We start from the raw sequence: 13,401 nt of genomic DNA, 5'->3' as shown, positions 1-13,401 counted from the left end.
GTGGTGGCCCGTTGTGCAAGTGAGGACGGTCCTCAGTTGCACATGGGCGCCGACGCGCCCGCGTGATCGTCGAGAGGTCGGCTGCGTCGCGCCGCAGTCGCAGAGGCGGAACTCAACTGCACGACATCCGTGTGCAGTTGACCGATCTCTGCTTCCGTCCGGATTTACATACCTTCACGAACGTATTATTCTTGCCGCGGAACCCCCCTCGGGCGGCCACCGCCCCGCTCACCCCGAAGGAAGAAGCCACACCATGGCCACCTCAGACTCCCGATCGCCACGGTGGGCCGGGTACACGCTCGCCCTGCTGGCGTTCACCCAGTTCATCGTCACCATCGACTACAACATCGTCTATGTGGCGCTGCCGGACATCGGCAGCCAGCTCGGCTTCTCCGCACAGTCGCTGCAGTGGGTCGTCAGCGCCTACGCGGTCGCGCTCGGCGGGCTGCTGTTGTTCGGAGGCCGTGCGGCCGACCGGATCGGCCCGCGGCGCATGCTGGTCACCGGTCTGGTCATCTACGCGTTCTCCTCTCTCGTCGGCGGACTCGCGAACAACGCCGGACTCCTGGTGGCCGCTCGCGCGATCCAGGGCGTGGGCGGTGCCCTGCTGACGCCGGCGACGCTGATGCTCATCTTCACCACCTTCGCCCCGGGCCCCGAACGCAACCGGGCCACGTCCGTCTGGGGCGCCATGGGCAGCGCGGGCCTGGCCGCGGGCTCGCTGCTCGGCGGCGTGCTGACCGGTGCCTTGGGCTGGAGCTGGGTCTTCTTCGTCAACGTCCCGCTCGCACTGATCACGGCGTTCGCCGCCACCCGGATCCTGCCGCCCGACCGCCCGCTCGGCACCGGCCGCAGCTTCGACGCCGGCGGGGCCGTGGTCGCCACGATCGGTTCGACGCTGCTGGTGTTCGGCCTGGTCAGTGGTCCGGCCAAGGGCTGGGGCTCGATCGAGGGCGTCGGTGCCCTGGCGGCCGGCGCGCTGCTGCTGGCAGTCTTCGTGCTGATCGAGAAGCGCTCCGCCGACCCGTTGGTGCCGCTGAAGCTGTTCCGCCTGCGGGGCCTGACCGTCCCCATGCTGGCGTTGATCGTCTTCCAGGCCTCCCTGGGCGGTACGTACTACCTGCTCACCACCTACCTGCAGACGGTGCTCACCTACGGCCCGCTCGCCGCCGGCGTCGCGTTCCTGCCGCCGACCTTGATCTGCATGGTGGTGGCGATGAAGCTCAATGCCCGGGTGCTGGGTCGGCTCGGCGTCCGTACGACGCTCTTCCTCGGCACGGTCGGTACCGCCGTCGGTCTGGCCGCGATCATCGCCGGCATGTCCACGCACGGCTCCTACTGGGCGCTGCTCCCGGGGATCGCGATCTGGGGCGCCGGCGGCGGCTTCGCCTTCCCGTCGCTCTTCGTCGCGGTGGCGTCCTCGGGGGCCGAACCGGCCCAGCAGGGGGTCGCCTCGGCGCTCGCCTCCACGTGCCGCCAGATCGGCGGCGCCCTCGGCCTCGCGGCCCTGGTCGCGGTGGCGAACTCCCACGCAGGCCACAACCCCGGCCCCCAGGAGCTGGTCGGTGGGCTAAGGATGGCAGGGTGGGTCGCCGCCATGGGGACGCTCGCCGGTGCCTTCATCGGACTCGGCCTGAAGAAGCAGCCCCGGCCGGCCCCCGCGCCTGCCAACGCTGCGGCGTCGACGGCGGAGGTCCCCGATGCTGCCGCGAAGGCGGGCTGACACTGGCCCAGCGGCATGCATCATGCGGGATCCGGACTCCCGCGCCCAGCAGATGCGACACCGCAGCCCATGTCACTGCGTCCCGCGAAGCCGGGATGAGCGCCCTCCACTACCGCCGGCTTGAAGACCTACGCGAGGCTCTCTCGCCGCTTCCCGACGGGTCGAGGGGGGTATTCCGGGAGTTCCATACCCGAGCCCACCATTACACCCGTCGCCGCAGCGCCTGCGGGCCGCAGTCGACCGGGTGGGATCGCTTGTCGAGGAGGTCCGGTCATGAACGGTGAGGCAGCGTTGGCACCGCCGCCCGACAGCGGGCGGAAGGACGCCCAAGCCGAGCGGCCGTTTTCGCGAGTGCGGCAGGACTCCTGGTCGGGCTGGGGTGGGACGAGCGGCTGCGGATCGCACGGCCGTCGCCAGGCCATCCCCGGCCGAGGACCTCGTGATCGCCGGGTCCTGAACCGGCTGGCCGAGCAAAAACGCAGGATGTTCCGGTCCGCGACGAGCGCGGCGTAGGCGCCGCGTCCAACGTGCTTGCCGGAGTAGTTCTTCCGGTTCCGTGTCCCCGTACACCGACCCCTCTGAGCGGCAACGCTCACCGAAGAACCCCATCCCCCGTCTTGCGGGAAAGACCAGGAAGTTCCTGGCGGATCAAAGAGACCTGAGATCCGAACCGAAGGATGAGCGGACCGCTGCGATCGCGGTGCCGTAGACGCCCGGTCAGGCGTTCACGACCGGTACGCGTCGTGGTACCTGCGCAGCCGGGGGGCGCGTACGGCGGGCAGCCCGACCAGGGTGTACTCGAAGGCCCGGTGGTGGGGCGTCAGCGGGCGCCAGGGGCGCGGCGGCAGGGGATAGTCGTCGCGCAGGACGCCGTCCGGAAGCACCCCCCTCGCGGGCATCGGTGAGGTCTCGCCCGGGTGGGCGAGGTACGCCCAGACCCCGCTGTCCAGCGGCACCACGGCCGCGTCGTCGCCGGGTGGGCGCCAGGGTGTGCCCGTGAGGGGGTGGCGGGGGACGAGGAGGACGTCGGGACGGGGCCGGGGCGTGCGGATTCCGGGGCCGGCCAGCCCCACGGTACGGGCATCGGGCCCGGCCGGCAGGTACCGGCCGACGGCGTGGCCGAGCAGCTCGGTGACGGGGCCGGCGGGAAGGGTCACGGGGCGGTCCTCAGTGGCCGCCACGAGGTGAGCCAGCGCGACCCCGACCGCCGCCTCCCAGCGACGGCTCCACGACCCGTCGGGTTCGACGGGAGGGACGCGGTGCTCGGCGCGCTCCAGCTCGTCCCAGTCGGGAGGCGGACCGGCGGGGAGCCCTGAGGGGCGGCGTACGACCGTGCCGGGCTCCAGCCATACCGTCTGCCACAGTCCGCAGTCGTCCATGCGGGTCGCCACGGCCCGCCCGCACCCCTCGCACGCCAGGTTGGGGCCGGCCCGGCCGTCCAACCCCTGGCAGTAGCCCTCGCACTTCTCGGGTATCAGGGCCATGGACCGGGATTCGCCGGGGGCGATGACGATCCTGTTCCGCGCGCCGAAGGAGACGGAGTACACCGGTGCGTACACGCCCTGCCGGGCAGCCGCGTCCTCTCCGACCTCCTCCCACAACCGCCACGGCGGTCCAGTGGGTCGGGGGTCGACGGCGTACGTCGCGGGCTCCATCAGCGGAGGATGAAGTTCCTCCCATCCCCCGTGATGGGTATGGACCGGGAGGGCCACTCGGGACACTGGCGCCGTCAGCTCCGTGCCACACCCGGCACACGCAAACACGTCCAAACAAGCTCCCCCTCGCCCCGATCCCCAGGGAATTGTGCCTCGCCCACGGCGAAGGACCCACCGGTTTTTTTGAGGCAGGGCCGCTGGGCCGCGCCTACGTCTCCACATCAAGCCGCCGCCGTCCGCATCACGTGTCGTGCACCGCAGCGGCCCAGGGCAGAGACACTGACCACGACATCCGTGAGGGCGCCTACCGCTCGTTCTTCGAGAAGCCCGACAGAAGGGCAGTGCAGCGGGTAGTACACGCGGCCGTCGGTCCACACCGTGGTAGGGCCCTCGCGGCGCCGTCTCGGAGCAGCTGGCGGGTCAGTCCGGAGTGATGCCGGTGAGGACGGCGAGGATGGCGAGACGGATGCGGTTGTCCCGACCGGTCTTCGTCATCAGGCTCGCCACGTGGGTCTTCACCGTGGTGACCCCGAGATGCAGCCGGTCGGCGATCTCCTTGTTGGACAGTCCCACGCCGAGCAGGCCGAGTACCTCCCGCTCGCGCGGGGTGATGGCCGGCACCGGGATGTCCGTGGGGGCGTCGGAGACGGACCGGGTGTGGAGAGCCTGGGCGACGAGGCGGTCCAGGGCGTCCCGGCTGAAGGGGGCCTCTCCGCCGGCGGCCCGGCGTACGGCGTCCAGGAGTTCGGTCGGCGGTGTGTCCTTGACGAGGAAACCGCAGGCTCCGGCCGCCAGCACGGGATACAGATGATCGTCGTCGTCGAACGTGGTGAGGGCGACGACCCGGGTGGCCGGGCGCGCGGCCAGGATGCGGCGGGTGGCCGTGATGCCGTCCATGCCGGGCATTCTCAGGTCCATGAGGACGACGTCGGGAGTGAGGCGTTCGGCCAGCCGCACCGCCTCCGCGCCGTTGTCCGCCTCGCCCTGGATCTCGATGTCCTGGGCCTGTTCGAAGAGCATGCGCAGCCCCATGCGGACAAGCTGCTGGTCGTCGACGACGAGGACGCGGATCACAGTTGAGGCTCCATGTCGGGTGCGAAGGCGGGCAGTTCGGCCGTGAGCCGCCAGCCCCGAGCTGCGGGGCCCGCATCCAGCCGGCCGCCGAGCAGGTCCACGCGTTCGCGCATGCCGATCAGCCCGTGTCCGGACGGGCCCGGGGACGGATGTCGGGCCTGTCCGGCCCCGTCGTCGTGAATCGTGACGTGTACGGCGCCATCGGCCACCCGCACGGCCAGCTCGGCGTGTGCGCCGGGCCCGCCGTGCTTGGCCGCGTTGGCCAGGCCCTCCTGGGCCAGGCGGAGGACCGCGAGGCCGCGTACCGCGTCGAGCCGCGCGACACGGGGATCCACGGAAGCGGTCACGACCAGGCCGGTCCGGCGGCTGTGGGCCACCACCGACTCCAGCGCGGCCGGCAGCGCCCAGGGCGTGACCAGGGAACCCGTGTCGGGACCGGCATGGTCCGGGGCGCGCAGTACGGCCACCAGGCGCCGCAGATCGGTCAGTGCCGCGCTGCCACTGGCGTGCAGGTCGTCGAGGACGTCGGTGATCCGCGGGTCGGTGCTGCCGGGGGCGACGACATGCCGGGCGACACCGACGCGCAGCACCATGGAGGAGACGTGGTGGGCCACGAGGTCGTGCAGCTCGCGCGCGATGGCGGTGCGCTCCGCGGCGCGGGCCGCCAGCAGCTGTTGTTCGGCACGGAGTTCCTGCTGATGCGCGTACGCGCGGGCGTGCAGCGCGGCGCCGCGGGTCACGCGCACGTACGCGCCCATGAGCAGCGGCAGGCCGGCGACGATGCCCATCTTGTAGAGCACCGGGAGGAGTTCGCCGGGCAGGTCATCAAGGCGGTTCACCGCGACGGCGAGCGCCAGTGCCGTCGTCCCGGCTGCGAGGCGGCGCCCGGACCGCTGCACTGCCAGCTCGAAGAGAGTGACCGCGGCCAGCACCTTCAACGACGAAACGGTGCTCGCGCCCAGTGTGTGTGCGGCGACGAGCAGCACCGACTGCGCCAGAAGCGCGCCGAACGCCCACTTGCCCGCTGCCAGGCACAACATGAGCCCGGCTGCGGCAAGGCCCCAGTCCCGCGCCCCGGACGGCCGATGCAGCAGCAGGAGATCGCCGATCAGGACGCCGGCGAGCACCAGGACCCGTATGACGGCCAATCTCCTGTCGAACGCAAGCTCGATCCAAGGTCGGTTCACGCCGCCCACGATAGGCGGGAGGCCCGCCCGCCTGGGTCCTGCCGTGGGAGGAGGGCGCCTCCTCCCACCGGCCGCGATGTCCGGCCCGCGGACGGATTCGGGGGCCGGGACGGGCTGCGAGCGTGATCGTCATGAATGTGAATGCGCATACGAACGTGAAGGCGGACGCGGACATGAATATGAACACGAGTACCGCCACGCGTACCGCCACGAACTCGAAATCCGCGGACACCGGGCGGCGGTCCCTCCTTGGCGGTGCGGCCGCCCTGGGCCTGGCCGGTGCGGCCTTCGGCACTCCCGCCCATGCGGTCGGCGCTCAGGCCGGCTCCCGCACCGAGGGCGGACGCTTCCGGGGAAAGTCGGTGCTCATCACGGGTGCCACATCCGGCATCGGCAGGGCGGCGGCGAAGGCGTTCGCCGGAGAGGGCGCCCATGTCGGATTCTGCGGCAGACGCGCCGAGCTGGGGCGCCAGGTGGAACGGGAGATCCGGGACGCGGGCGGCGAAGCCACGTACATCCAGGCCGACGTCCGGGAAGCCTCTCAGGTACGAAGCTTCGTGGACCGGGTCGCGAGCCGTTACGGCTCCCTCGACGTGGCCTTCAACAACGCCGGCATCGGCGGCGGCAAACTGCCCCATGAGATGAGCGTCGAGGAGTGGGACGACGTCCAGGCCACCAACGCCCGGGGCGTGTTCCTCGCGATCAAGTACGAGATCCCGCACATGCTCCGGGCGCAGCGCGGCGTCATCATCTGCACCTCGTCGTCGGCGGCCGAGCAGGCGCGGTCAAACGGCGCCGCCTACACCGCGAGCAAACGGGCCGTGCAGGGCATAGTGAAATCCGCGGCACTCGCGTACGGGCCCAAGGGAATCAGGCTCAACGCCCTGCTGCCCGGCACCACCGACACCCCCTTCGTCCGCCCGCCGGGAATCCCGGACGCGGAATGGGCGAAGTACAAGCGGGCGTGGGGGCCGCTCAACGTCGACGGTCTCGAGCGGATGGCCGAGCCCGAGGAGATCGCGCGCGCGGTGCTCGGACTCGCCTGCGACGACTTCCCGTACATGACGGGTGCGTCGGTCGCCGTAGACGGCGGGAGTACCGCGGGCCGGAAGATAATCCAGCCGAGCGGTGGCTGACGGCACGACCGCTCAACGAACAGCCGGGTGATGGATCGCAGAGGCTCCGGCAATCCGTCCGGGAGCCCTCCGCATCAGGCCCGTGAACTAGCCGTTGTCAACCGGACAGCGGATTTGCCAGTCCGCTGCCACCGAATCGCCCGCAAGGTGAGCGAAGTCGCGGATCCCGGATGCACGTTCCCGTACCCGGTCCGTTGAGGAGTTCGTTGAAGAGCTGCTCGGTCTCCGTCTCCAGTGAGCAGTCCAACGCCCGGTTAACCTGCTGGACGCGGGCGATGGTGTGACTGGGCACCGCAGCTGGTTGTGACAGTGCTCGCGTGATGACTACGTCAGAGGGTCGGCCTGCGTCCAGCCCCGGCAGTCGCCGCGTCGGCGCAGCACAAGGCTTTGTGCCGATGCTCGTGCAGAACGACGGCGAAGGGCTGTTGGAGCTGTGGCTGGAGCCTTTCGGCCAGGACTACTGGCTTCTCCCCGGCGAGGCCGTCATGGTCACGTCGTACGGACACTGGGACGACCACCCCTTCGAGACGATCCATGAGTCGGACCGGATCACGGTCTGGGCCACGTCCTGGTTCGCCACGGTCTCCGATCCGCAACGGCGACGAGGCCCCCGGCGCTCTACCAGCGGCCGGAGGGGAGTACGAGCCCACCGGCTGAGAAGGTGACCGCAGCGCGTCACAAGTGAGTTCCTTCCCCGCGCCCTGGAGTCCTCCCAGGTCACCATGGGCGTACGGGTGTGATCGGGCCGCTGCCATCCCCGTTGCGACTCCTTGGCCCATGCCCTGGCTGGAGTTGAGGATGAGGGAGGGCGGGATGGGCGGCGCGGACGCAGACGGGGATCGGGGCGCGCTCACCGGTGGCGCGTCGGCGGGGCCGCCGCGCCTGGCCGCCCTCAGCGCGGCGGCGACGTCGGGCGAGGGACGTCGGCGGGGGGAGAGATCGGGGCGGGCACGGTGCAGTCATGCCCACCCGTCTTGCATAGGTCAGGGAATGGGGTGCAGTGCGTCCAGGGTGACGTTGACGAGGCGGGTCACGGCGGCTTGGGAGGTCAGGCCGGCGGCGGCGGTCAGGGCGTGGAGGCAGTAGTGCGCGAGCTCGGCGGGTGGGACGTCGGCCCGCAGGTCGCCTGCTTGCGCGCCCTCGGCGATGAGGTCTTCCACGATGCGCGTCAGGTGCCGTTCGGCGTGAGTGATGTGCTCGCCCTGGTGGAGGAGGGCGGCGAGTTCGCCGCGGTGGCGTTGCCGGGTGATGGCCGCGTACGACCGCAGGACGGCCTTGAGGCGCTCGCCGGCCGTCCCGGCGCGGTCGCGGACTTCCGCCAGGTGCTGGAGGTGTCCGGTGATCTGGCGTTCGTGCCAGGCGAGGAGGACCGCGTCGACGTCGGAGAAGTACTTGTAGAGCGTCGCGCGCCCGATGCCGGTCCGCTCGGCGACTTGTGACATGGTCACCGACCGCAGGCCGCCCGCCTCCACCAGCTGGGCGGTGGCGTCCAGGATGGCCTCGCGCACAGCGTGACGGTGGGCGTCGATCGTCTCGTTCCACAGCTTGGGCACCCCCAAAGGATAGGGACGTCCAGAAGTAGATACACTCCGCCGCAAGGGAGACACTGTGTCTCGTAAAACAGTACGGGGCCGGGGCGCCGACGCTCCGGACCGAACATGTGGAGGACGCCATGGCCGGCTCACCGCCTCGTTCGGATGCCGATGACGACGACGGGGCGCCCCGCTGGGTGAAGATGTCCGCGGCGGTCGCGGTCGTCCTGGTCGTGGTGTTCGTGATCGTGCACCTGGCCGGCGGTGGGACGCACGGGCATACGCCGTGAGACCGTTCCCGCCGCGGCTGCGCAAGCTGACCCTCACCCTCCATGTCATCGCCTCGGTCGGCTGGCTGGGGGCGGTCGCCGCCTTCCTGGCGCTGGCCGTCGCCGGGCTGTCCAGCAGTTCGCCTCAGACGGTGCAGGGCGCCTATGTGGCGATGGAGCTGGTGGGATGGTCGGTGATCGTTCCCCTCAGCATCGCCTCGCTGCTGACCGGCGTTCTCCAGTCACTTGGCACCGTCTGGGGGCTGCTGCGCCACTACTGGGTCATCGCAAAACTGCTGATTACCGTGCCGGCCACGCTGCTCCTGCTGGTGCACATGCAGCCGGTCGGACACCTCGCCGATGCGGCGGCCCGGGCCGCACTCTCGGGCGGCGAGCTGGAAGGCATGCGCATCCAGCTGATCGCAGACGGGGCCGCCGCCCTGGTGGTCCTGCTCACCGCGGCAGCCCTGTCGGTCTTCAAGCCGCGCGGCCTGACCCGCCACGGGCGCCGCCACCGGCGCGAGCAGAACTTCCTGCCGCACTGAACCTGTGCCCCGAGGTCGAGACGGATGCACTTGGTCAGGTCGTCGGGCATCGCCATCTGACCTCGGCGTTCGCGCTGTGGGAGGTCAGTGGTAGGCGTGGACGACGGCGTGGCCCTTGCCCCGGCCGATCATCCACTTGTTGACCGGGGTCGTGATCACGAATGCGACGGCGAAGCCGCCGAGCAGCGCGGTCCAGAACAGAGTGTCGGACAGGTGGGCGTCCATCGCACCGCTGAGGGCGATGACGCCGTTGTCGACGAGTTCCATGATCGCGATAGAGACGGTGTCCGCGGCCAGCGCCACCTTGACGGCGCTCTTGAAGTCCAGGCCCGCCCTACGGAGGGCGAACAGGGTGAAGGAGTAGCCGAAGACAAATGCCAGGGTGATCGCCAGGACCATCGTGGGCACGTTGCCCCACAGCAGGGCGGTGCCGATGACCATGCCGAGGATCTCGCCGATCGCGCATCCGGTCAGGCAGTGCAGCGTCGCCTTCGCCGCCGTTCCCCAGGACGCGCCGCCGTGCCCACTGGCCGCCTGGTGTGCGGTGCTGGTGTGGTGTGCGGTGTGGTCCATGACCGTCATCCCCATTCCCGTCCAGTGTGACCCGATCCCATGTCCCGCACCACAACGATATACCCCTAGGGGGTATTTCTGTAAGTGGGGGAGCGTGACGAGCAGTGGGGGATGTGGCGGGCCGGCGCGGAGTGGTCCATGGCGCCCTCGGCCAGTACCTGCTCGTCCCAGGAGGTCAGCCACCCGTGTCGGCGGTCGTCAACGTCACATACCCCCGCGGCCGCTTGGTGGGCTGCAACGCATGAATCGCAACGAGCTGGCGGGCCAGCAGGGGGAGCCGCCTGTCCAATCCCTCGTCGTCGAGGACCGTCCGGCCCGCCAGATGTGCCATGAGGAGGGACGGATACTCGCAATGCGTGGCAGTCGGATCAACCGCGACCAGTCCAGGAGCTGGCACGCTGGTTCCCGGAAGCTGGGTCAGGGCGCCGGCCTCCCGGTCCAACCAGTCCTCCGCGTGTTCCACGTTGACGTAGGTCCGCAGCACCAGGTCCCGCGTGCCTCTGCTTCGAGTGCCGATGGTCAGCTTCCGCATCTCGGCAGAGAGGCCACCGCGCAGCGCCTGAGTTCTGATGATGCATTCACCGGCTTGCAGGCGCCGGCTCACCCATGCCAGGGTCAACGGTCGGACAGTCGCTGCCTCATCGTGGTTGGTCACCGTGCCGCCTCATCATCCGGCCGGCGACCCGCACCGGCTTCGTTCACTTCAATAAGTGAGGTCAGTCATGGGGGACGCCTCGCCGTCGCAGGACTGCGGGCCGTCGGGTGCGTAGCCGCAGGCGTCAGTCGGCCTTGGCGGGCTCTTCGGCTCGGGCCCCGTGATGGCGGGTGAGAAGCAACAACGTCTGGCAGCGAGTTTCGGGCAGCACCGTGGATCGGCTGGGCCGCACCGGGTCGGATGTCAGACCCGCCGTTTACCATGCCCGGTTATGGCCGATGACGTGCTCAACTACTCTCAGCCCGGGCCTTTCACGAGCCTGGACGCGACGCAACTCCAGCTCGTCGAGAGCCTGCCGGATGACCCCGTTGGTATCTGTGCCGCCGCGCAGGGCCTGGTCATTCAGCCGTCGGACGCCACCGCGGTAGGGATCGGCGAGGCTCGGCTCGCGGAGAAGAACATCCGGCCGGTCAGCGGGCTGATCGCCGCTCTGATCGCCCTCGATTCGTCCCCGCTGCACCAGGCTCGCACCCTCGAGACACGGGTGATCGGCACCTGCCGGCACTTCGCCACCATCGCCTGCGCATTCCTGCGAGCGAGGGGCATCCCCTCGCGGGCCCGGTGCGGCTTCGGGACCTACTTCCTCGAAGGCTGCGGCGTTGACCACTGGGTCACCGAGTACTGGAACGCCGACCAGCGGCGCTGGGTGCGCGTCGACACCGAACACCTCGGCAAGAACTATGTCGAGCGTCCCGAGGATCTCGCCCCGGGCGAGTTCCTGACCGGCGGCGAGGCATGGGTTCAGTACCGCCAAGGGTTGGTCGATGGCCAGAAGTTCGGGGTGGCCGGTGTCGATTTCGCTTGGGGACCGGCCGAGATCAGCGGCAATGCCGTCCGCGACCTCGCGGCGCTCTGCAAGCAGGAAATGCTGAACTGGGACGAATGGGGCCGCATGACCGACGCCTATCAGGGCAAGTCGGGTCCCGACTACGACGAACTCATCGACGAGGTCGCCGATGCCTGCTCCCAAGACGATCCGCTGACTCTGACTCGACTGTTCGCCCGGGAACACTTGGCCGTTCCCCACGGCATGGCCGGATGAGCCCATCCGGAGACTGGCAGCGGAGCGTCGGCGACCGCGCCATTCCCCGGCTGCTGAGGCCGTGACAGCCTGTTCTGCCTTGGCCCAGGTGCCGACGAGCCGGTAGCCGTGAAGGTCTTCGTCCACCCACCAAACGACTCATTGGAGGCGATGGCGACGCTGTTCTTCTCCTCGCGCTTGATCAGGACCTGGAACAGCAACTCGGCGCCGTGCCGGGCCAGTTCCATATATCCGAGATCGTCGATGCACAAAAGATCGACGCGGCCGTAGCGGGGCGATGGTCTTGTTCAGCTGCTTCTCGTCGGCTGCCTCGCCCCGAACTGCACCTGGCCAGGTTGGAGTTCAGCGGGCGAGGGTGACGGTGTGGGGCTGGTCTCTGGGCATGTGACGAGGCGTTCGGCGAGGTTGTCTGCTCGTTGGGGGAGTCCTGACCGGACTTGGACCGGGGAGCGTTGGGGGCGTCGGCAAGGTGTCGGAAGCGAGCGCTATGGTGCGTGGCCGTGGACGCTACTGATCTTGACTATCGGGTCCGGACGCGGTCCGGCTGCATTCCGCCGGAGCTGGTCTCGCGGATGCTCGAACGCGGCCACGTCGACGTGGTGGAGCTGCACGCCGGGCGCGGGGAGTGGTTTTGCGCGCTGGCGTGGGCGTGGCTGCTGGGTGAGCAGGGCCGGCAGGCCGAGGCGTTGGAGGTGCTCGCTCCGTACCTGGCGACCGGCTGGTGGACGGCCGTCGTAGCCGCGGCCGAGCTGCTGGAGGGCTGGGGCCGCGTCGACGCGGCGATCGAGATCATCCGGGTCCGCATGGAGGCCGGACACCCACTGGCTTTGGAGTCCTACACGCGCCTGCTCGCCCGGCACGGCCGCGCCAAGGAGGCATTCACACTGCTGCGCCCCCATGTCGGCGAGCCGTCCCTCCTGGTGGTACTGGTCGACGTCGCGGCCGCCGCCGGCCGCGACGAGGAAGCCGCCGCGCTGCTCGAAGCCCGGGCCGACCACCGGTGTTCCGACCTCCCGTGGTGCTGCCGAGGCCTCGATCGCGACACGGCGATCGGGCTCCTCGCCAGGATCCGCGAGCGTCAGGGCCGCACCGACGAGGCGATCGCCCTGCTGCGCACCGGCAGCACCATGCTGCTCAACAACCGTGAGCAACTGGCCGGGCTGCTGGCACGGCACGGCCGGCTCGACGAGCTTCGGGCAGCCGCCGCGACTGATGACTCGAGGTACGCCGTACAGGCGCTCGCGAGGTTGCTGGAGGAGCGCGGCGACGTGGAAGGGGCGATCGCCGCATACCGGCAGGCCAACGGACCCGTGACCCGCGACCCCAACTCGGCTTTCGAGCTCGCGCAGCTCCTCGTCCGGCACGGCCGGGGGAACGAAGCGATCGACGTGATGCGTGTCCAGGCCGACGCCCACAACGGGGACGACTGGACTCTCCATACTCTGTCCGACCTGTGCCTCGACCGGGGCCGCCCCGGGGACGGCCTGGCACACCTCGACGCCCTCGACGCCGCCCGCGGGGGCGAGGAGGACTGGGACCTGTACTGGATACGGCTGCCGCTGATCGCCGCCCGCGACGGCGTCGACGAAGCGATCACACAGGTCCGCTCCCATCCCGACGGCGCCACCTCGTACGCGGCGCCGCACATCGCTGAGTTGCTCGCTGGCGCCGGACGCACCGAGGAGGCGATCGCGGTCCTCGAACAGCACGCCCATGCGAACAGTCATGACCTGGCCGGCTACCTCATCGACGTCGACCGCGTCGAGGACGCCCTGGCCGTCCTCCAGCGGTACACCACCCGCCCGCTCGAGCTGTCGGACGGTACCTGACGACACGACGAGCCCCCGTTCTGAGGCCTCCTGCCCGGTCTGTCCCGCGGGGGAGCGTCCCGTCACCTGGAGCGGCGTGCGAGTCGCCCGGGTGGCCCTGAGCCGACGTTCCGTACTCGGT

At 70.1% G+C, this 13,401-nt stretch carries 12 protein-coding genes and 2 pseudogenes; 7 read left to right on the top strand and 7 right to left on the bottom strand.

The features are described from left to right. Positions 1–253: 253 nt before the first annotated feature. Positions 254–1,723 (top strand): MFS transporter, encoded by a 1,470-nt coding sequence (locus KUM49_RS34550; RefSeq protein WP_254402238.1) that lies wholly within the window; start codon positions 254–256, stop codon positions 1,721–1,723. A gap of 725 nt (positions 1,724–2,448) precedes the next feature. On the opposite strand, the gene KUM49_RS34545 is transcribed toward KUM49_RS34550, so the two are convergent. The 3 genes from KUM49_RS34545 to KUM49_RS34535 all read right to left on the bottom strand — a co-directional run bounded on the left by KUM49_RS34545 (position 2,449) and on the right by KUM49_RS34535 (position 5,639). Further along, positions 2,449–3,378 carry a hypothetical protein gene (locus KUM49_RS34545; protein ID WP_374200235.1) on the bottom strand — a complete coding sequence of 310 codons (930 nt, stop codon included), beginning with the start codon at positions 3,376–3,378 and terminating at the stop codon, positions 2,449–2,451. A 420-nt stretch (positions 3,379–3,798) separates the two neighbouring features. Then, on the bottom strand, positions 3,799–4,452 hold the full coding sequence (locus KUM49_RS34540; protein WP_217240910.1) for a response regulator transcription factor: 654 nt from the start codon (positions 4,450–4,452) through the stop codon (positions 3,799–3,801). Next, positions 4,449–5,639, bottom strand: a complete 1,191-nt coding sequence (locus KUM49_RS34535; protein WP_308406896.1) for a histidine kinase — start codon at positions 5,637–5,639, stop codon at positions 4,449–4,451. The genes KUM49_RS34540 and KUM49_RS34535 overlap by 4 nt, the downstream gene beginning before the upstream one ends. Before the next feature lie 179 nt (positions 5,640–5,818). On the opposite strand from KUM49_RS34535, the gene KUM49_RS34530 reads away from it, so the two are divergent. Beyond that, entirely contained in the window at positions 5,819–6,775 is a 957-nt protein-coding gene (locus tag KUM49_RS34530; protein WP_254402237.1) for an SDR family NAD(P)-dependent oxidoreductase, read from the top strand. Between the two features lie 395 nt (positions 6,776–7,170). Further along, positions 7,171–7,440 carry a hypothetical protein gene (locus KUM49_RS34525; RefSeq protein WP_217240908.1) on the top strand — a complete coding sequence of 90 codons (270 nt, stop codon included), beginning with the start codon at positions 7,171–7,173 and terminating at the stop codon, positions 7,438–7,440. 318 nt (positions 7,441–7,758) lie between these two features. On the opposite strand, the gene KUM49_RS34520 is transcribed toward KUM49_RS34525, so the two are convergent. Continuing rightward, positions 7,759–8,328: a TetR/AcrR family transcriptional regulator gene (locus KUM49_RS34520; protein ID WP_217240907.1), complete on the bottom strand. Its 570-nt coding sequence runs from the start codon at positions 8,326–8,328 to the stop codon at positions 7,759–7,761. 119 nt (positions 8,329–8,447) lie between these two features. On the opposite strand from KUM49_RS34520, the gene KUM49_RS34515 reads away from it, so the two are divergent. Both KUM49_RS34515 and KUM49_RS34510 read left to right on the top strand, forming a co-directional pair. Next, the gene (locus tag KUM49_RS34515) at positions 8,448–8,597 is read left to right on the top strand and encodes a hypothetical protein (RefSeq protein ID WP_217240906.1); all 150 of its coding nucleotides are present in this window, start codon (positions 8,448–8,450) and stop codon (positions 8,595–8,597) included. Further along, positions 8,594–9,121 (top strand): hypothetical protein, encoded by a 528-nt coding sequence (locus KUM49_RS34510; protein ID WP_217240905.1) that lies wholly within the window; start codon positions 8,594–8,596, stop codon positions 9,119–9,121. The genes KUM49_RS34515 and KUM49_RS34510 overlap by 4 nt, the downstream gene beginning before the upstream one ends. Positions 9,122–9,205: 84 nt before the next feature. Here the strand turns inward: KUM49_RS34510 and KUM49_RS34505 are convergent, their stop codons facing one another. Further along, a complete protein-coding gene (locus tag KUM49_RS34505; protein WP_217240904.1) occupies positions 9,206–9,694 on the bottom strand; it encodes a DUF4396 domain-containing protein in 489 nt (162 codons plus the stop codon). 184 nt (positions 9,695–9,878) lie between these two features. Beyond that, positions 9,879–10,349: pseudogene (locus KUM49_RS34500) on the bottom strand (phosphotransferase family protein); the annotation flags it as partial. A 271-nt stretch (positions 10,350–10,620) separates the two neighbouring features. Between KUM49_RS34500 and KUM49_RS34495 the strand changes: the two are divergent. Beyond that, entirely contained in the window at positions 10,621–11,451 is an 831-nt protein-coding gene (locus tag KUM49_RS34495) for a transglutaminase-like domain-containing protein (protein WP_217240902.1), read from the top strand. Between the two features lie 107 nt (positions 11,452–11,558). Here the strand turns inward: KUM49_RS34495 and KUM49_RS34490 are convergent. Next, positions 11,559–11,763, bottom strand: a pseudogene (locus KUM49_RS34490) (ATP-binding protein); the annotation flags it as partial. Positions 11,764–11,951: 188 nt separating this feature from the next. Between KUM49_RS34490 and KUM49_RS34485 the strand changes: the two are divergent. After that, positions 11,952–13,280: a lipopolysaccharide assembly protein LapB gene (locus KUM49_RS34485; protein WP_217240901.1), complete on the top strand. Its 1,329-nt coding sequence runs from the start codon at positions 11,952–11,954 to the stop codon at positions 13,278–13,280. Positions 13,281–13,401 lie beyond the last annotated feature (121 nt).

This window comes from Streptomyces sp. AC555_RSS877 (assembly GCF_019049245.1).
Classification (GTDB): Bacteria; Actinomycetota; Actinomycetes; order Streptomycetales; family Streptomycetaceae; genus Streptomyces.
The sequence above is the reverse complement of the archived record's forward strand: the minus strand, read 5'-3'. Positions and strand labels throughout refer to the sequence as shown.